Annotated in this window: 18 protein-coding genes; 14 read left to right on the plus strand and 4 right to left on the minus strand. The window is 40.6% G+C overall.

The genetic code is table 11. From position 1 onward, the window contains the following. Positions 1 to 17: 17 nt before the first annotated feature. Positions 18 to 170, minus strand: a complete 153-nt coding sequence (locus tag IE339_RS03410; RefSeq protein ID WP_083446350.1) for a YpzG family protein — start codon at positions 168 to 170, stop codon at positions 18 to 20. Between the two features lie 119 nt (positions 171 to 289). Then, entirely contained in the window at positions 290 to 526 is a 237-nt protein-coding gene (locus tag IE339_RS03415; RefSeq protein ID WP_242173553.1) for a hypothetical protein, read from the minus strand. 159 nt (positions 527 to 685) lie between these two features. Between IE339_RS03415 and IE339_RS03420 the strand changes: the two genes are divergently transcribed. The 3 genes from IE339_RS03420 to IE339_RS03430 all read left to right on the plus strand — a co-directional run bounded on the left by IE339_RS03420 (position 686) and on the right by IE339_RS03430 (position 3,377). Beyond that, on the plus strand, positions 686 to 1,312 hold the full coding sequence (locus IE339_RS03420) for a LysE family translocator (RefSeq protein ID WP_242173556.1): 627 nt from the start codon (positions 686 to 688) through the stop codon (positions 1,310 to 1,312). A 62-nt stretch (positions 1,313 to 1,374) separates the two neighbouring features. Further along, positions 1,375 to 2,718 (plus strand): amino acid permease, encoded by a 1,344-nt coding sequence (locus tag IE339_RS03425; protein ID WP_053399382.1) that lies wholly within the window; start codon positions 1,375 to 1,377, stop codon positions 2,716 to 2,718. A gap of 116 nt (positions 2,719 to 2,834) precedes the next feature. Then, a complete protein-coding gene (locus tag IE339_RS03430; protein WP_242173559.1) occupies positions 2,835 to 3,377 on the plus strand; it encodes a GNAT family N-acetyltransferase in 543 nt (180 codons plus the stop codon). 55 nt (positions 3,378 to 3,432) lie between these two features. On the opposite strand, the gene yhfH is transcribed toward IE339_RS03430, so the two are convergent. Further along, a complete protein-coding gene (gene yhfH / locus IE339_RS03435; RefSeq protein ID WP_083446351.1) occupies positions 3,433 to 3,561 on the minus strand; it encodes a protein YhfH in 129 nt (42 codons plus the stop codon). Between the two features lie 180 nt (positions 3,562 to 3,741). Between yhfH and IE339_RS03440 the strand changes: the two genes are divergently transcribed. The 7 genes from IE339_RS03440 (at position 3,742) to aceA (ending at position 12,497) form a co-directional block, all read left to right on the plus strand. Next, complete coding sequence (locus IE339_RS03440; RefSeq protein ID WP_242173562.1) at positions 3,742 to 4,476, plus strand: MBL fold metallo-hydrolase; 735 nt, start codon at positions 3,742 to 3,744, stop codon at positions 4,474 to 4,476. 19 nt (positions 4,477 to 4,495) lie between these two features. Beyond that, complete coding sequence (locus IE339_RS03445) at positions 4,496 to 5,485, plus strand: lipoate--protein ligase (protein ID WP_242173563.1); 990 nt, start codon at positions 4,496 to 4,498, stop codon at positions 5,483 to 5,485. Positions 5,486 to 5,678: 193 nt separating this feature from the next. After that, on the plus strand, positions 5,679 to 7,214 hold the full coding sequence (locus IE339_RS03450) for a fatty acid--CoA ligase family protein (protein ID WP_277933938.1): 1,536 nt from the start codon (positions 5,679 to 5,681) through the stop codon (positions 7,212 to 7,214). A 34-nt stretch (positions 7,215 to 7,248) separates the two neighbouring features. Continuing rightward, entirely contained in the window at positions 7,249 to 8,025 is a 777-nt protein-coding gene (locus tag IE339_RS03455; protein ID WP_242173565.1) for an enoyl-CoA hydratase-related protein, read from the plus strand. A gap of 151 nt (positions 8,026 to 8,176) precedes the next feature. Continuing rightward, positions 8,177 to 9,424 carry a M48 family metallopeptidase gene (locus IE339_RS03460; RefSeq protein ID WP_242173567.1) on the plus strand — a complete coding sequence of 416 codons (1,248 nt, stop codon included), beginning with the start codon at positions 8,177 to 8,179 and terminating at the stop codon, positions 9,422 to 9,424. A gap of 136 nt (positions 9,425 to 9,560) precedes the next feature. After that, positions 9,561 to 11,138, plus strand: coding sequence for a malate synthase A (gene aceB, locus IE339_RS03465; RefSeq protein WP_431522785.1), 1,578 nt, complete (start codon positions 9,561 to 9,563; stop codon positions 11,136 to 11,138). 78 nt (positions 11,139 to 11,216) lie between these two features. Continuing rightward, complete coding sequence (aceA, locus tag IE339_RS03470; protein ID WP_242173571.1) at positions 11,217 to 12,497, plus strand: isocitrate lyase; 1,281 nt, start codon at positions 11,217 to 11,219, stop codon at positions 12,495 to 12,497. A gap of 49 nt (positions 12,498 to 12,546) precedes the next feature. Here the strand turns inward: aceA and IE339_RS03475 are convergent, their stop codons facing one another. After that, positions 12,547 to 12,783, minus strand: a complete 237-nt coding sequence (locus IE339_RS03475; protein ID WP_053399390.1) for an IDEAL domain-containing protein — start codon at positions 12,781 to 12,783, stop codon at positions 12,547 to 12,549. Positions 12,784 to 13,718: 935 nt separating this feature from the next. Here IE339_RS03475 and IE339_RS03480 point away from each other — a divergent pair. The 4 genes from IE339_RS03480 to fabG all read left to right on the plus strand — a co-directional run bounded on the left by IE339_RS03480 (position 13,719) and on the right by fabG (position 18,344). Continuing rightward, the gene (locus IE339_RS03480) at positions 13,719 to 15,710 is read left to right on the plus strand and encodes a S9 family peptidase (protein WP_242173573.1); all 1,992 of its coding nucleotides are present in this window, start codon (positions 13,719 to 13,721) and stop codon (positions 15,708 to 15,710) included. 75 nt (positions 15,711 to 15,785) lie between these two features. Beyond that, the gene (locus tag IE339_RS03485) at positions 15,786 to 16,406 is read left to right on the plus strand and encodes a TVP38/TMEM64 family protein (RefSeq protein WP_242173575.1); all 621 of its coding nucleotides are present in this window, start codon (positions 15,786 to 15,788) and stop codon (positions 16,404 to 16,406) included. Between the two features lie 290 nt (positions 16,407 to 16,696). Beyond that, complete coding sequence (gene phaZ, locus IE339_RS03490) at positions 16,697 to 17,620, plus strand: intracellular short-chain-length polyhydroxyalkanoate depolymerase (protein WP_242173577.1); 924 nt, start codon at positions 16,697 to 16,699, stop codon at positions 17,618 to 17,620. Then, the gene (gene fabG / locus IE339_RS03495) at positions 17,604 to 18,344 is read left to right on the plus strand and encodes a 3-oxoacyl-ACP reductase FabG (RefSeq protein ID WP_242173581.1); all 741 of its coding nucleotides are present in this window, start codon (positions 17,604 to 17,606) and stop codon (positions 18,342 to 18,344) included. Before phaZ ends, fabG begins: the two co-directional genes overlap by 17 nt. Positions 18,345 to 18,378 lie beyond the last annotated feature (34 nt).

The following is an 18,378-nucleotide window of genomic DNA, read 5'->3' on the forward strand; positions in this document are numbered from 1 at the left end:
TTTGTTCAACCCATTGCTTACCAGCGATGGGCTTTCGCATCACTGCGTAAAATGATGTTCTTTTGAGATATCCTTGTGTGACCGTTCACTTGAGACTTCGCGTGCTTTGGTCTCGTCCAATTATGGTAAAAAAGCTCTGAGTGCGGATCTAACTGATCTTTATAACTCATACAAATCACCTCATGGCTAGGATATGTTCATAGTGAGACAAAAACTATCTCCTTTATAGGATGAGATAAATGCTTCAAAACTAACCTGGTATATTTATCTTTTCTGAGCGAGGAATATCTTAACTGTTCTGTTGAACGGCTTCTTGTGTTTCCCTCAAGTGTCTAAGCTGCTCGCCAAAAAGCTTTACTCTTTTTGTAGGCCCCTCAACGGTTTTTAGCGCATGAAGCTCTTGTTCGACTAGGCTCAAGTGAATATGTGACTGCTGAAGATCACTAACACTCCCCGTCATCTGTGCAACATATAATGACTGTTCAGCTTCGTTAAGTTTTGTTTTTATGTGTTCGTACTGATCCATCCTTGTTTTCATCTCCTATAGCCGTTTCTTTACCCTTAACATGTGGAGGTGTGGAAAAGTTATTCAAATAAAGAGTAGAAGAGAGTAAAAAAAGGTCGTACAAGCAGGTGTTCATGCATACATTGAGGAGAATTACCATCAATTTGTGGAGGAGTTTCTATGGGGGTTTTACTTAGCTATATTTTATTAGGACTATCCCTTGCAGCACCAATTGGCCCAATTAATGCTGCACAGTTGGATAAGGGAATTAAAAATGGGTTTTGGCATTCCTGGTTCTTAGGAATGGGCGCCACATTTGTTGATATATTATACATGCTGGCAGTATACATAGGGGCCGTAAGTTTTTTGAGCAATGAATTCATCAAACTGTTCTTATTTGCTTTCGGATGCTTTGTACTCATCTATACGGGTGTTGAAGGACTGATAAGTGCGGGGAAAATTAATCGAGATAGCCGAGCGAAGGGTGATACAATACTGAAATGCTTTTTTTCAGGCTTTTTTCTTTCCATAACCAACCCGTTAACTATTTTGTTTTGGATTGGAATTTATGGTTCGGTTCTAGCGAAGACAGCTTCTACTTATGGGGAAAAACAGCTGTTGCTTTATAGTGGGGCGATGTTTATTGGGATTTTTGCCTGGGACGTTACAATGGCAGCTTTGGCTAGTACGTTTCGTCGCTATTTAGCAGCAAACGTCCTCATTGGTGTCTCCGTTGTTTCAGGTTTGTCCCTTGTTGGATTCGGCCTATACTTTGGGTGGCAAGCGCTTCAGTTATTGCTACATTAGGCGATAGGTATAAAATTTTCATCTTATCACACACTACATCGAAGTGTGTAAGGAGTGATAAGATGAAAAAAAATGCCGAATGTGCAAGTGGAAAAGAAGGACAACTAGCGTGGTGGCAGCTGTCACTCATTGGGGTAGGCTGTACGATCGGGACAGGTTACTTTCTTGGCTCGAGTATTGCCGTTCGATCAGCTGGTCCTGCTGTACTCATTGCGTTCATTATAGCTGCTTGCTGTACGTTTATCGTTTTTGAAGCTTTAGCGAAAATGAGTGCAGAAGATCCACAGAAAGGTTCATTTCGCTCGTATGCGAAAAAAGCCTTTGGTCGATGGGCCGGATTTAGCAGTGGATGGGTCTATTGGAGCGCGGAAATGCTTATTATGGGAAGTCAGCTAACCGCGGTGTCGCTATTCACTCGCTTTTGGTTTCCGAACGTTCCTCTTTGGATCTTTGCTTCTATTTATGCGGTTCTTGCGATTGGTGTTGTATTAATCGGGACGAAAGGCTTTGAGCGATGTGAAAACATTTTTGCTGTGACGAAAGTATCCGCTATTTTTATGTTTATTATTTTAGCTGCGTTGGCACTGTTAGGCTTTTTGGATGAGGGGGCAAGAGAAGAATTCCCTAGAACAGCTGAGACTATTTTTCCTCATGGATTTACAGGATTGTGGGGAGGACTTTTATATGCTTTTTATGCCTTCGGTGGAATCGAAGTTTTAGGCATTATGACAATGAGACTAAAGGATAAAAAGGATGCTTCAAAAGCAGGAACGGTTATGCTGCTCTTACTAGTCACGATTTATTTAGCATCTCTAGCGCTTGCGATATCAATTGTTCCTTACCATGGATTTCATGAAAATCAAAGCCCGTTTATCACGGCCCTAGAAACGTATCATTTACCGTTTTTCCCCCATGTTTTTAACGGGGCGATGATTATTGCAGGATTTTCCACGATGTCTGCTTCTTTCTTTTCCGTAACAACGATGCTTGTTACGCTTTCTGAAGAAGGAGATGCGCCAAAAGTTTTTGCTCCTAAAAAGAAAGGGAAATTTCAGTTCCCACTTTCGGCGATGCTTTTGACGACGTGTGGACTCATCGTCTCGATTGTGTTTTCACTGCTTCTACCGGGGAAAATTTACGAATATATTACGACCGCCGCAGGGCTGATGCTGTTATATAACTGGCTGTTTATTTTATTTTCCTATCCGCGTCTGATGAAATTGACCATGTGGGGGAAAATAAAACGTATCGTCGCCATGTTGCTCATCCTTTTGGCCGTCACAGGAACTCTAGCAGACGAGGCAAGTCGCCCAGGTTTATTTGTCAGTATCGGTTTTTTAGCCATCATTGCGCTCGTTATTTTAAAAGTTCGTTCTCATTGGAAAACGGAAGCACCCGCTTCATAAGCGAAAAGATCATTTTTAAGAAAGTCTTAGTCAATAATGGCTGAGACTTTTTGTGTTTTAGAAGGTAATTTATGTTAAATTGGAATAAGATTATGTTGGACGGAAGGGGACGGAGGATGAAGTACAATAAAGATGAAAAAACGATTGAAACAAAGCGTCTGCGGCTTCGTTTATTTCAACAAACTGATGCCGAAACCGTAACAGATATGTGCAATAACTATAATCTCTATAAAAATACGCTGTATTTGCCTTATCCATATACCCTTGAGGATGCAACCCACTGGATTAAGACTCAACAGCAGCAGTTTGTTGAGAACAGGCATTTTGAGTTTGCTGTGACGAATAAGGAGAGTGGTGAGCTATACGGAGCTATCGCGTTATCTAATCAGCAAGTCTTTGATCACGGGGAGTTGGCATATTGGATTGGAGAAAAGCATTGGGGGAACGGTTATGCGACGGAAGCTGCAAAGGCTTTAGTCGAATTTGCTTTTGATGAAAAGGGGTATCATAAAGTCTTTGCGCGTTATTTTGATTTCAATGAGGCATCTGGAAAAGTACTGGAGAAGATTGGCATGAGAAAGGAAGGGATCTTACGGGAGCATGTAAAAAAAGACGGAAGCTATGTGGACCTTGTCTATATGGGAATGATAAATCTGTAAAGTTATTAAACTACAAAAAAGAAGCGCTTACAATAGCGCTTCTTTTTTTAACCCCTTATTGCTGATGCAAGCATTTATCACATTTATTTCCGTAGCACTCGTGTTGTTCTTCCATTTCTTCGTTACACTCCATGCATCGTTTCTTTGGCAAATTTCTAAAAAATTCTGACATTTTAACTAACATGTGTATCCCCTCCGTTATCTTGTTACTAGTATTGTATTATAACAGGTTAATAAATGTCAATAATGTTTTATAACAAAATGTAAAATGGGCTATATTTCACTAAAAAGGTTGAAATATTTATGTTTTAGAATCGTTTCGTTTATACTAGATGCAGGTAAACTATTGGAAAGGAATGAGGTCATGAAGGTTACTGTAGTAGGCTATTGGGGCGGATACCCGGCACAAGGAGAAGCAACGTCCGGCTACTTATTTGAACATAACGGCTTTTCACTATTAGTGGACTGTGGTAGTGGTGTACTAGCACAGCTTCAGAAGTATATTCAACCAACGGATTTAGATGCGGTCATTTTGTCTCATTATCATCACGATCACGTTGCAGATGTGGGCGTTCTGCAGTATGCTCGACAAATTCATTACTATTTAGGAAATCAAACGAAAGAACTTCCTTTTTACGGGCATACGGAAGACAAAAAAGGGTTTGAATCGCTAACACACAAGGGATTTACAAAAGGTGTTGTCTATGATCCAGAAACGTCACTGACAGTAGGGCCGTTTACGATTTCCTTTTTAAAGACGAAGCATCCTGTTCCGTGTTATGCAATGCGTATTACGGCTGGCAACGAAACCGTTGTTTATACCGCAGATTCTAGTTATCAACAAGAATTCATTGACTTTGCGAAGGATGCGGACTTGTTAATTAGCGAATGTAATTTTTACGGTCATCAAGACGGAACGAGTGCTGGACATATGACTAGTAAAGAAAATGGTCATATTGCGCACGAAGCAAACGTAAAAAAACTCATCTTAACACACCTTCCACATTACGGTGAGCACGCCCAGCTTATTGACGAAGCCAAAGAATTTTTTAACGGTGATATTGAACTAGCGAAATGCGGCGTTGTTTTTGATAAATAGAGATAAGGGAGAACTGAGCATGTTATATATTGATAATCAAAATATTACAGACCCACGAATTAACCTTGCAATTGAGGAGTATGCACTAAAGAACTTAGACATCAACGAGTCCTATTTGCTGTTTTATATTAATGAGCCTTCAATTATCATTGGTAAAAATCAAAATACAGTGGAAGAAATCAATACAAAGTATGTGGACGATAATAACATTCATGTTGTACGTCGACTGTCTGGTGGAGGGGCCGTTTACCATGACCTTGGAAACTTGAACTTTAGCTTTATTACAAAGGATGATGGGAATAGCTTCCACAATTTTAAAAAGTTCACAGAGCCTGTTATTGAAGCGTTAAAACGCCTTGGTGTAAATGCTGAACTTAGCGGACGTAACGATATTTTAGCAGAAGGTCGTAAAATTTCAGGGAATGCACAGTTCTCTACACGTGGCCGTATGTTCAGTCATGGTACATTGTTGTTTGATTCGGAGATGGATCATGTTGTTTCAGCTCTTCGTGTGAAGAAGGATAAAATTGAGTCAAAAGGTATTAAGTCCATTCGTAGCCGTGTAGCAAACATTAGTGAATTCTTAGAAGAGAAAGTAACGATCGAAGAATTTAAAAAGCTGATTCTTGCCTACATCTTTGACGGTGAAGATAACATTCAGGAGTACAAGCTTACAGAGGCGGACTGGGCGAATATTCATCAGCTATCGAAAGAGCGCTATCAAAACTGGGAATGGAATTACGGAAAGTCTCCAAAATTCAACCTGCAGCATTCTCATCGCTTCCCTGTTGGGCAAATCGATGTACGCCTTGAAGTGAACCGTGGCACGATTGAAAACTGCAAAATTTACGGAGATTTCTTCGGGGTTGGAGACGTGAATGAAATTGAAGAACGTCTCATCGGAAAGCGCTATGAGCGCGCAGCAATTGCAGAGGCAGTTGAAGACGTGGAAATTAATCATTACTTCGGTAACATTACGAAAGACGAGTTCATTGATTTAGTTTATTAATAAAATAACATGATGGCGTGAAGGAATTTTCTCTTTGGAAAATTCCTTTTTTGTGTATGCCCTTTCTCACTACGTCAGTAAAGGGATCTTAAAAGAAAATAAATGGAAAAAAGATAATTAATGTTAGAAATTTTCAATAAATTAGTATAATATTATGAATGAGTAGTCATTCATAACACAAAGGGGTGGGAATGTGGATTTATCATTACAACTTCACGTGACAGCGTTAGAAAATGTAGAGAAAACCGCATATATTTTTCAAGATCAGCCGGTAACATACGGTCAATTAGATGCTCAAATTACAAGGTTTGCAAACGGGTTAAAAAGTTTAGGGGTAGAAAAAGGGGATCATATCGCACTATTGCTAGGAAATTCTCCACACTTCATTATTGGGTTGTACGGGGCACTGCGAATAGGGGCGCGAGTGATACCGATTAATCCCATTTACACACCAGATGAGATCGGCTACATTTTACATAATGGGGATGTAAAAGTAGTGATTGCACTGGACAAGCTGTTGCCATTTTTTGATCAGCTTACAGCTAAAGTACCAAACGTTCAACACGTGATTTTATGTGAGAGTTCTTCTGAATCAGAAATTGAAGAAACGCACGAAAAAATGAAATCGTTTACAAGTGTTATGCACAGAGGAACAGATCAGTACGACTTCCCTGAAATTAGTGAGCAGGAAGTTGCGATTATTTTATATACGTCAGGTACGACAGGAAAACCAAAGGGTGCGATGCTAACGCATCATAATCTGTATCGCAATGCGAAAGATGTGGCAGATTTTCTTCACATTAATCATACCGATCGTGTTGTTGCGACGCTTCCGATGTTTCACGTTTTCGGTCTAACGGTTTCGTTGAACGCGCCGCTTATGAACGGTGGAATTGTATTGGTTGTGCCAAAGTTTAGTCCTGCAGAAGTATTTCGTTTAATTAAGGAATACGAAGCGACGATTTTTGTCGGTGTTCCGACGATGTATAACTTCTTGCTGAACATTCCAAACGTATCCGCTGAGCAAACGAAAAGCTTACGACTATGTATTTCAGGTGGATCAGCTATGCCTGTCGCACTACTACAAAGCTTTGAGCAAAAGTTTCAGGTTGTGGTTTCAGAAGGATATGGATTATCAGAAGCATCGCCTGTTACATGCTTTAATCCGCTTGACCGTCCGCGAAAGGCAGGATCTATTGGGACATCAATTGCCAATGTCCAAAACAAAGTAGTGAACGAATTCGGTGAAGAAGTAGCAGCTGGTGAGGTAGGAGAGCTTATTGTACGAGGACCTAATGTGATGAAGGGATATTACAATATGCCGGAAGAAACCGCACACGCGATTCGCGATGGCTGGCTGTACACAGGCGATTTGGCGAAAATGGATGACGAAGGATACTTCTATATTGTCGATCGAAAAAAGGATTTAATTATTGTAGGAGGATTTAACGTCTATCCAAGAGAAGTAGAAGAAGTGTTGTATCGTCATCCTGATGTATCAGAGGTCGCTGTTCTTGGAATTCCACATCCTGATCAAGGTGAAGCCGTGAAATGTTTTGTTGTGGTGAAAAATCAAGAAACTACAAAAGAAGAGCTTATTCGTTATTGCAGTGAGCATTTAGCGAAATATAAAGTGCCTTACGATATCGAATTTTTAGATGAGCTTCCGAAAAATACGACAGGGAAAATTTTAAGACGATCATTAAAACAACAGCTGTTAAATAAATAAATAAGCTCATGAACGATGAAGGTGAGGTCACAAAATGAAAACAGTTCAGTACTCGAGTCAAAATCATGTAGGAACGATAACATTAAACCGACCAGATGCTTTAAATGCGTTTAATTACCAGATGTTAAGCGAGCTTGAAGAAATTGTAGAAGGAATTCGAATTAACCCGGACGTACGTGTCGTGGTCATTCAAGCGGCGGGCGAAAAAGCTTTTAGCGTAGGAGCTGATTTAAAAGAGCGAAAAACGTTAACCATTGACCAAGTAAAAAGAAATGTTTATAAAATTGGTGAAGTGTTTGCGAAAGTAGAACAGCTCCCACAGCCAACGATTGCTGTGTTAAATGGGTATGCTTTTGGTGGTGGCATGGAGCTTGCGCTAGCCTGTGATTTTCGAATTGCAGCTGATCATGCAACGGTTGGACTTACAGAAACGAGTTTGGCAATCATTCCAGGTGCAGGGGGGACGCAGCGCCTTCCACGCCTCATTGGTGAGTCAAAAGCGCTAGAGCTCATTTTGACGGCAAAGAGAGTGACGGCTGTTGAAGGTGATCAATATGGCTTGTTTACTCGAGTTGTACCTGCTGGGCAGTTGGAAGGAACCATTCAAGAATTTGTTGGAGCCATACTCCGAAATGGTCCAGTGGCACTTCAGCAAGCAAAATTTGCGGTTAAGGAAGGAATGAAAGTTGATCTTCAAACGGGTCTTCACATTGAACGGAAAGCGTATGAGCTTACGATCCCAACGGAAGACCGACTAGAAGCACTTCAAGCATTCTCTGAAAAAAGACCGCCTGTGTTCAAAGGGAAATAGAATGAAAGCTAGCCGGCATAAAATCGTCGGCTAGCTTTTTTCGTGTATAGGGGCAAGAGAATGGGGGGATTATGGACAAAGAAGTTTTAGTTCTAACTCGCTCGCTTTTTCTCTACAATAATAATAAGGTTGTACAAATAGGAGGTGCTGCATGAGGAAAATTGTAGGGTGGACAATGATTGGTTTTTTAATTTACATAGCATTAGCATGCGTCTATATCTTTTATATGAATGACAGCATTCTTCCAAAGAAATGGATAGGCACGAGTGCAGATCCTCAAACCTTCATGAATGCCAGAGAATTGATGATTACAGATGAATATTCAAAGCTAAGAGACGTGCTCTTCTTTATTTCCCTTCCATACGATTGGATTATCTTTTTACTCGTCCTAGCTTTTGGTTTGTCGAAAAGATTTAGCTACTGGGCGAAGGACATTAGCAAAAATTTATTTTTTCAAACGGTCATTTATGTCTTTTGGCTATCGATTGTCAGTCTCGTTTTATCGTTTCCACTTAACTTTATTAAATATCAAATTTCAAAAAATTATCGCATTACAACCCAGCCATTTGAAGGGTGGATGAAAGATCAGTTCATTAACTTTTGGCTTCAATATGCGCTGATGACGTTAGTGGTTTGCGTCGTGTACTTGTTGATGAGACGCTTTAAAAAGCGCTGGTGGCTGTTTGCATGGCTTTTATCCGTTCCATTTACGTTGTTTATTACCTTTATACAGCCTGTCGTCATCGATCCGCTTTATAATCAATTTTACCCCCTGAAGGATAAAGTACTAGAGGAAAAGATTTTAACACTAGCGGATCAAGCCCATATTCCGACCGATCATGTGTATGAAGTAAACATGTCTGAGAAAACCAATGCCTTAAATGCTTATGTCACAGGAATTGGCTCTAATTCTCGAATTGTCCTTTGGGATACAACGCTTCATCAGCTAAAGGATAAAGAAATTCTTTTTATTATGGCTCATGAAATGGGACATTACGTCATGAAGCATGTGTACATTGGAATTGCTGGGTATTTGCTGTTATCACTTGTTGGGTTTTACATCATTAGTAAAGTTGCTGAGAAGGTCGTACATAAATGGAAAGAGCCATTGAAAATATCGTCCTTAACGGATTTATCTTCTCTGCCTGTCTTGCTGCTCACTTTTTCGCTTTTAGCATTTACGGTGAGCCCATTAACGAATGCAGTTTCAAGATATCAAGAACATAAAGCTGATGAATATGCTATTCACTTGACGCATGATAAAAAGGCAGCCGTTTCCTCTTTTCAAAAGCTAACAAAAGCAGGGTTAAGTCAAGTAGACCCTCCTTTCTTAGTAAAAGTGTTTCGCTATAACCATCCAACCATGTTAGAACGCATTACGTATATTGAAAAACAGTAAGAGGGATTCCGAATTAGGAGTCCCTTTTTCTTTATTTTGTAAAAAAGTAATGACGTTTTGAATTTTCTGTTATATAATAAATTAAGTTTTAATAATCTGTATTATAACAATAAAGAGAGGAATGAAATGTGTGACCATTTCCAATCAAACAAGTCATCTCAAAACACCCTACACCACGGTTTTAACTTCAGAGTCTCTTCAATTTCTAACGGATCTTCATCGTGAGTTTAATGAAAGACGAAAGCAGCTTCTGCACAAGCGGATCATCCGCCAACAGCAACTTGATCAAGGAATAAAGCCAACATTTTTAGATGAAACGGCTCATATTCGAAATAGCGAATGGACTGTTGCACCATTGCCCAAGGATTTATTGGACCGAAGAGTAGAAATTACCGGTCCTGTTGATCGAAAAATGGTCATTAATGCCTTAAATTCAGGGGCAAAGGTTTTTATGGCAGACTTTGAGGATTCGACTTCTCCGACGTGGGACAATGTCATGCAGGGACAAATAAATCTTCGTGATGCGGTCAATCGAACGATACAGTTTGAGGGAGATAACGGAAAGAAATATGAGCTAGGAAGTACGGTAGCGACGCTAATGGTTCGTCCACGGGGATGGCATCTAGAGGAAAAGCATTTACAGATTGATGGGGAGAACATGTCAGGAAGTTTGGTGGATTTTGGTCTTTATTTTTTTCATAATGCAAAAATGCTACTTGAAAATGGATCTGGACCTTACTTTTACTTGCCAAAGCTTGAAAATCATTTAGAAGCTCGGTTATGGAATGATGTGTTTTTATATGCTCAAGAGTACATGGGAATTCCAAGCGGAACGATTAAAGCGACGGTGCTGCTTGAGACAATTCTTGCGGCATTTGAGATGGACGAAATTTTATATGAGCTAAAGGAACATTCGGCCGGTCTTAACTGTGGCCGGTGGGATTATATTTTCAGTTACTTAAAAAAGCTTCGTAACTACGACACTAGTATTCTACCTGATCGCTCGCTCGTGACGATGACGTCTCCTTTTATGAGAGCGTATTCACTTCTTGTTATTCAAACGTGTCACCGTAGAGGGGTTCATGCAATGGGAGGGATGGCTGCGCAAATTCCGATTAAAGGAGACGAAGAAGCAAACAAAGCAGCCTTTGAGAAGGTGCGTCTTGATAAAGAGCGAGAAGCAAAAGACGGACATGACGGGACGTGGGTCGCTCACCCTGGGCTAGTATCTGTAGCAATGGATGTATTCAATGAGCATATGAAAGATGACAATCAAATTGCTCGTCCACTGATGGAGATGGAAGTGTCACAAGAAGATTTACTTTTAGCACCAAAGGGACCGATTACGGAACAAGGAATTCGTATGAATATTAACGCAGCCATTCAATATATTGAATCTTGGCTTAGCGGTCGCGGTGCAGCACCCATTTTTCATTTAATGGAGGATGCGGCAACAGCAGAAATTTCGCGTGCGCAAATTTGGCAGTGGATTCATCATCCAGCGGGAAAAACGGATGAGAATCGTAAGGTAACTCTTCAGTGGGTGAGGGAACTTCAAATGGAAGAACTAGAAAAAATTAAGCAATTAGTAGGGGAAGAACGCTTTAAAAACGGACGTTTCGAGGAAGCCGCCAGACTGTTTGAGGACCTTGTTGGGTCCAACGAATTTGCGGAATTTCTAACATTAAAAGCGTACGAGATTCTAGAAGCATAATTCCCAATAATAAAATAAGATTTAAAAAATATATGTGTTAAATAAACAATAATATGGTTAATAAGGGAGATGGAGAGAATGAAAGATTTACGTATTCAAGCAGTAGAAGAAAATTGGGGTACAGATAGCAGATGGCAAGGAATTGAACGTCCATATAGCGCAGAGGACGTAATGAAGCTTCGCGGTTCCATCGACATCGAGCATACGTTAGCAAGAAGAGGTGCCCAAAAGCTTTGGAACTTGCTTCATACAGAAGATTACACGCATGCTTTAGGAGCACTCACAGGAAACCAAGCCGTCCAGCAAGTAAAAGCAGGTCTAAAAGCAATTTATTTAAGCGGTTGGCAAGTAGCGGCTGATGCTAATCTATCTGGTAATATGTATCCGGATCAGAGCTTGTACCCTGCAAACAGCGTTCCTCACGTTGTAAAGAGAATTAATCAAGCTCTTCAAAGAGCTGATCAAATTCAGCACCTAGAAGGAAAAGAAGAGTTGGATTACTTCGTCCCAATTGTTGCCGATGCTGAAGCAGGTTTTGGTGGACAGTTGAATGTGTTTGAATTGATGAAAAGCATGATTGAATCAGGTGCAGCAGCCGTTCACTTTGAAGATCAGCTATCATCGGAAAAGAAGTGCGGACATCTAGGTGGAAAAGTACTTCTTCCAACTCAAACAGCGGTTCGTAACTTAATTTCCGCTCGTCTTGCGGCAGACGTAATGGGGGTTCCAACGATCATTATCGCTCGTACAGATGCAGACGCAGCCGATTTGATTACAAGTGATATTGATCCAGTTGATCATCCGTTTATTACAGGGGAACGAACAGCAGAAGGGTTTTATCGAACAAACGCAGGTCTTGATCAGGCGATTGCCAGAGGTCTTGCATACGCACCTTATGCGGATTTGATTTGGTGTGAAACGTCAGAGCCAAATTTAGAACAGGCCAAACGTTTTGCAGAAGCAATTCACGAGCAGTTCCCAGGTAAGCTACTAGCTTATAACTGTTCACCGTCTTTTAACTGGAAGAAAAAATTAGATGAAGAAACGATTGCTTCTTTCCAACAGGAGTTAGGAAAAATGGGATACAAGTTCCAATTCGTGACGCTAGCAGGATTCCATGCCTTAAATCACAGCATGTTTGAATTGGCACATGGGTATAAAACGAGAGGAATGGCTGCTTATTCTGAATTACAGCAGCAGGAATTTGATAGCGAGCATAAAGGCTATACCGCTACAAGACATCAGAGAGAAGTAGGAACAGGGTATTTTGACGAAGTGTCACAAGTGATCGCAAGCGGAAACTCATCCACGACAGCGCTAAAGGGGTCGACTGAGGAAGAACAGTTTATGAATAATTAAACGCACAAAAAGGATCCTTCATGCTGGTAAAGCGTGAAGGATTGCTTATTTATTCAGCTACTTTTAATAATTCTTGATATTCTCTAGAAAGGCTTAGAAAATCTTCTTTATTACGTTTGTCTAATGCCTCGTTAATTCTTTGCTCTAAAACTTCCACACGACGGACGAATAGGGACTCATCAATCACCATATCAATGTACAGCGCTAAAACGTCTACATCTTCTTTCATTTGCTTAGAGTTGGCCAGTGACTTCATCATTTCTGCATAAGATTTTTCGTTTTTCATGAGATTCACCCCTGAAGTCTTTTTTTTATTATATAGACTTCAATCAAAAAAAACAACTTATTTTCTAAATTTTTAGAAATTTTATTTTTTCCCTTTTTCCTCCAACTAAAAACCTCCATTTTCTGTCCCGCTCCTCGAAAAAACCGCCAAAATGGCTTAAGCCCAATGATGAACGCAAATGAAAAAACTTGTCCAAAAGACCATTTCCACTTTCAATGAAATTAGCTCCTTCGTTTCAAAAGCGTATGTATGTCCCACTCTTTACCACATAAAAAAATAAGTATCCAGTTGAAGAAAAGTACAGTGCTTCTTCTTTTTAATGAAGTAAGAATGGAAGCGGAAGATGCGAAGACTCCTACGGGACTAGTGAGCCAGCTGAGATCCCGCAGGAGAGAAACGACGAGGAAGCTCAGCGCTCACCCCGAGGAAAGCGAAGCAATCTGAAGCTGGAATCCGCCCTATTTTCAAAAGCACTTATGCAAAAAGGTAAGAATTCAACTCAAGAACAGCATAGTGCTTCTCCTTTTTTAATGAAGTAAGGATGGAAGCGGAAGATGCGAAGACTCCTACGGGATGAGTGAGCCAGCTGAGATCCCGCAGGAGAGAAACGACGAGGAAGCTCAGCGCTCACCCCGAGGAAAGCGAAGCGATCTGAAGCTGGAATCCGAACTGATCTGAAACGAAATGATCGTTAAAAACTAAATACCAGTTGAATCTACACATAGTACGCCGACTTTTCAAATGAAGCTGAAAGCCTTCTTAGTAAACATCTCCCCTTTATAAATGTGAAGCGCCCACTTAGCAGTTTCTTTTCAAAATTCCCCACGAAAAAACATCATTCATCAAATAAAAACAAAAAAATACAGTCTAAAAATAGAAAAAATTCTGACAAGTGTTAAAATAGACGTATAGATATGATAAGGGGTGGACAAAAGATGAATGTGACAGAAACGAAAAGAAAAGTAGAAATTAACGATTTATATAAATTATCAACAGCCTACGACGCTCAGTTATCTCCTGATGGAAAATCTGCTGTGTACGTTGTTCGAAAAATTAATGAAGAAACCGCTCAATATGTATCCAACTTATACGTGGTTGATCTTGAAACGAAAGAAGAACGCCAATGGACATTCGGTGAACATCTTCACCAAACACCGACTTTTTCACCTGATGGGACCATGCTTGCATTTGTTTCCAACCGTACGAAAACAAATCAAATCTATTTACTTCCAGTCAATGGAGGAGAAGCAAAACAGCTAACCTTCTTCCACAAAGGGGCCTCTAACCCGATCTGGTCACCAGACGGTAAAATGCTTCTCTGTTCAGCAGGTGTCAAAAGTGGAGAAACCATCCATACAAAAGAAGAACAGAACGAGAAAAAAGAACTTCAACCTCTAGTTGTGGATCGATTAATTTATAAAGCAGATGGAAGAGGATTTATCAATGATACATACTCTCAAATTGCTTTAATACATATTGATTCAGGCGAATCCGTGCAGCTAACGGAGGGGGATCATTCATACGCTGCATCGTGCTGGTCACCTGATGGCACGGCCGTTGTTTATTCCGCTAATTTATCAGATGATCCAGATGATGTCTTTACATCCGATTTGTACGTGTATAACATCGATTCCAAAGAAACCGTAAATTTAACTACAGGTCAAGGTTCTTTCGGACGTGCATCCTGGTCACCTAACGGATCATACCTAGCGTTTTTAGGATCACAAGAAGAAAATCAAACGGTGACAACGACAAAAATTTGGTTATACGACTTTTCCGCTCAGAAAATGCATTGCATTACAAAAGAATGGGATGTGGATGTAGAAGATGTCGGAGTGGGTGACCTGCATTCATGGAGACGAAATCCAGGATTAATATGGACAGCTGATAGTAAAGGGTTTTACTTCTTAATGAGCGATCAAGGAAATGTCGGAGTCTATCATGGAACGGTTGAAGGTGAGTTAACACCTGTGTTGTTTGAAAACCTCCATGTGTACGATTTGAGCGTGCATTCAAACGGGGAACAAGCCGTCGTTGGGATCAGCACACCAACATTGCCAGGAGAGTTATACACGCTGAATTTAACAAGCGGTGACAGAGAACAAATTACCCACCTTCACGATGCGTTTCTTGATGATGTGGTTCTCGCTGGAGCAGAATCCTTTACGATCAAAGCCTCAGACGGCTGGGATTTGCAGTGCTGGCTTATGAAACCTGCCGGTTATGAAGAAGGAGAGAAATATCCGCTAATCCTTGAAATTCACGGTGGCCCTCATATGATGTACGGAAATACATTTGTACATGAGTTTCAAACGCTTACTGCAAGTGGATATGGTGTTTTATACATTAATCCAAGAGGAAGCAAAGGATATGGACAAGTCTTTGCGGATGCAGTTCGAGGGGATTACGGTGGAAAAGATTATCAGGATTTAATGGATGCTGTAGACTATGTGATTCGCGAATATGATTTTGTGGACGAAACGCGTCTTGGAGTTACAGGCGGCAGCTACGGTGGATTTATGACGAACTGGATTGTTGGACAAACGGATCGTTTTAAAGCTGCGGTCACACAGCGTTCGATTTCGAACTGGATTAGCTTCTACGGCGTTAGTGACATCGGCTACTTCTTTACAGAACGAGAGATTAAGAGTGATCTATATAATAACATTGAAGCACTTTGGAAACATTCGCCGCTTCGTTTAGCCGACAAGGTGAATACTCCGCTCCTTATTTTACACGGAGAACTTGATTACAGATGTCCTATTGAACAGGGAGAGCAGCTATTTAATGCGCTAAAAAGAAAAGGAAAAGAAACGCGTTTTATTCGTTTCCCTGAAGCAACGCATGACTTGTCGCGGAGCGGTGATCCAAAACTACGATTGGATCGTTTAACATATATCCGCGATTGGTTTCAGCAATACGTCTAAATGATCTTCAATGAATTGTATTTAATCGCCTCCTTTTCCGGGGGGCGTGCATAACAGCGCAAGGAGAATAAATGAATGAACTGGGAGACAATTCAACACGTTTTCTCAATGGATTACATGCTAAAGTTAATTAGCGATTATCGTTCACTCGGAGCAATTCCCGCCATTTTATTGTTGATGCTCGAAGCTTTTATTCCCATTTTGCCACTCGTCGCATTTGTAATAGCAAATGCAGCAGCATTCGGCTTATGGGGTGGGTTTCTCATTTCGTGGGCAGGAGCGTGCTTAGGAGCTTTACTCGTTTTCTTGTTAATTAGAAAATTTGGCAGGCAACGATTTTTTCGTTTTTTAAGTCATCATTCAGGCGTAAAGCGAATAATGAACTGGATTGAACAACATGGTTTTGGTCCCATTTTTCTGTTGCTGTGTTTTCCTTTTACACCGTCTGCGGCCATTAATGTGGTTGCGGGCCTTTCAAAAGTGAGCATTATGCAGTTCATGCTAGCGGTACTAAGTGGAAAAATGGTGATGATCTTTATGATTAGCTTTATTGGAGCGGATCTTTCTTCATTTGTGAGGCAACCATTTAAAGCGGTCATTGTCGCCGTTGTGATCTTCGTTCTATGGTTTGTGGGAAAACGAGTAGAAGCAAGATTAAATAAAACAACAAATGAAAAAATAAAGGAAGTGAGCTGAACAGAGATACTGTTCAGCTTTATCTTTGTAAAATTGCGGAAAAAGTACTACAATAGGTTTATGTAAACGTTTTCTTTATTTGACTTTATTCTGAATGACCGTGAAATAAATACAGATAAGATTAAGATACGGGAACGTGTACAAAGGTCGTCTAGATAAGTGAGGATTTACATAAAATAGGGTAAATAGATAACTAAACGAATGCATTTGTTCATAGAATGAATAGAATGCTTGAATGGACAACTTCATGATCTGCACCCAGAGAACTTGAATGAAGAGGGGGAGCATGGATGAGTACAATAGCGTTGAAGAAGGTAGATATAGCTAATGGTGAAACGATTTCGTACCGTGAGCGAGAGGGCGGGGAACAGGTGGTTATTCTCGTACATGGGAATATGACGTCTTCTAAACACTGGGATGTGGTGCTTGAGGCGATGCCATCACAATTCAAGCTTTATGCGGTTGACTTAAGGGGATTCGGTTTGTCTACGTATCACGAGCCTATTAAACGCATTAAAGATTTCTCAGATGATTTAAGGCTTTTTATTGATGAACTTCATTTGCAGAATTTCAGTTTAGTAGGATGGTCTACAGGTGGAGCGGTATGCATGCAATTCGTAGGTGAATATCCAGGATATTGTGACAAGCTGATCTTGCTAGCCTCAGCTTCAACAAGAGGTTATCCACTTTATGCGATCGGTGAGAACGGGACATTTGACGTTTCAAAACGCTTAAAAACGTATGAAGACGTACAAACATACCCTAATTCATCTACGGCCGTGCAACACGCGTTTGATACGGGAAATCGTGAATTTTTTAGAAGTGTTTGGAATACGGTTATTTACCGGGCGCATCAGCCAGAGCAGCGTAGATACGAAGAATATTTAGATGATATGCTGACACAGCGCAATCTGTTAGAAGTTAATCATTCGTTAAATACATTTAATATTAGCAATCACGATCATGAGGCAGCAAAGGGGACAGGGCTCGTAGACCATATTACGATTCCAACACTTGTATTAAGAGGGGATCAGGACTTAGTTGTGACAAAAGAAATGACGGATGAAATTTTAGCGGATTTAGGATCGAATGCCGTTTTCTATTCGCTAACAGGCTGTGGACATTCACCGCTTATCGATGATCTAGAACAGCTCATTCATCAAATAACGTCATTCGTTAACCAAGGGGGAATTGTAGATGAGATTAGAAAATAAAGTAGCACTTATTACAGGAGCAGCAAATGGGCTTGGCTTAGAGGCAGCCAAAGTGTTTGTGAAGGAAGGGGCACGAGTTGCGCTCGCAGATTTTAATGAAGAGCTTGGAAAAAAAGAAGCAGAAGCATTAAAAGAACAAGGTGGAGACGTTGAGTTTTTTCAAGTGAACGTAGCGGATCGACAAAGCGTGGACGAGTTAGTGAAGAACGTTGTGGATCGCTTCGCAAAAATTGACATCCTAATCAACAATGCGGGAATTACGCGTGATGCTGTGCTAACGAAGATGAAGACAGAAGAATTCCAGCAGGTCATTGATGTAAACTTAACAGGTGTATTTCACTGTACGCAAGCGGTTGTCCCGTATATGGTAGCGCAAGAAAGCGGGAAAATCATCAACACTTCCTCCGTTTCAGGGGTATATGGGAACGTTGGGCAAACGAATTACGCGGCGTCAAAAGCGGGCGTCGTTGGGATGACAAAGTCTTGGGCAAAAGAGCTTGGGCGAAAAGGGATCAATGTAAATGCAGTCGCACCAGGCTTTATCGAAACGAACATGGTGAAGACGGTTCCACAAAAAGTGATTGATCAATTAACAGCAACTATTCCACTACAAAAGCTAGGACAGCCGTCTGATATTGCATATGCGTATTTATATCTTGCATCAGAAGAATCCAACTATGTGAATGGGACGGTGCTTCATGTTGATGGCGGTATTATGATGTAAGGAAATAAGACCAAAAGACTTCTCCATGAAGAAG

The organism is Priestia koreensis, from assembly GCF_022646885.1.
Classification (GTDB): Bacteria; Bacillota; Bacilli; order Bacillales; family Bacillaceae_H; genus Bacillus_AG; species Bacillus_AG koreensis_A.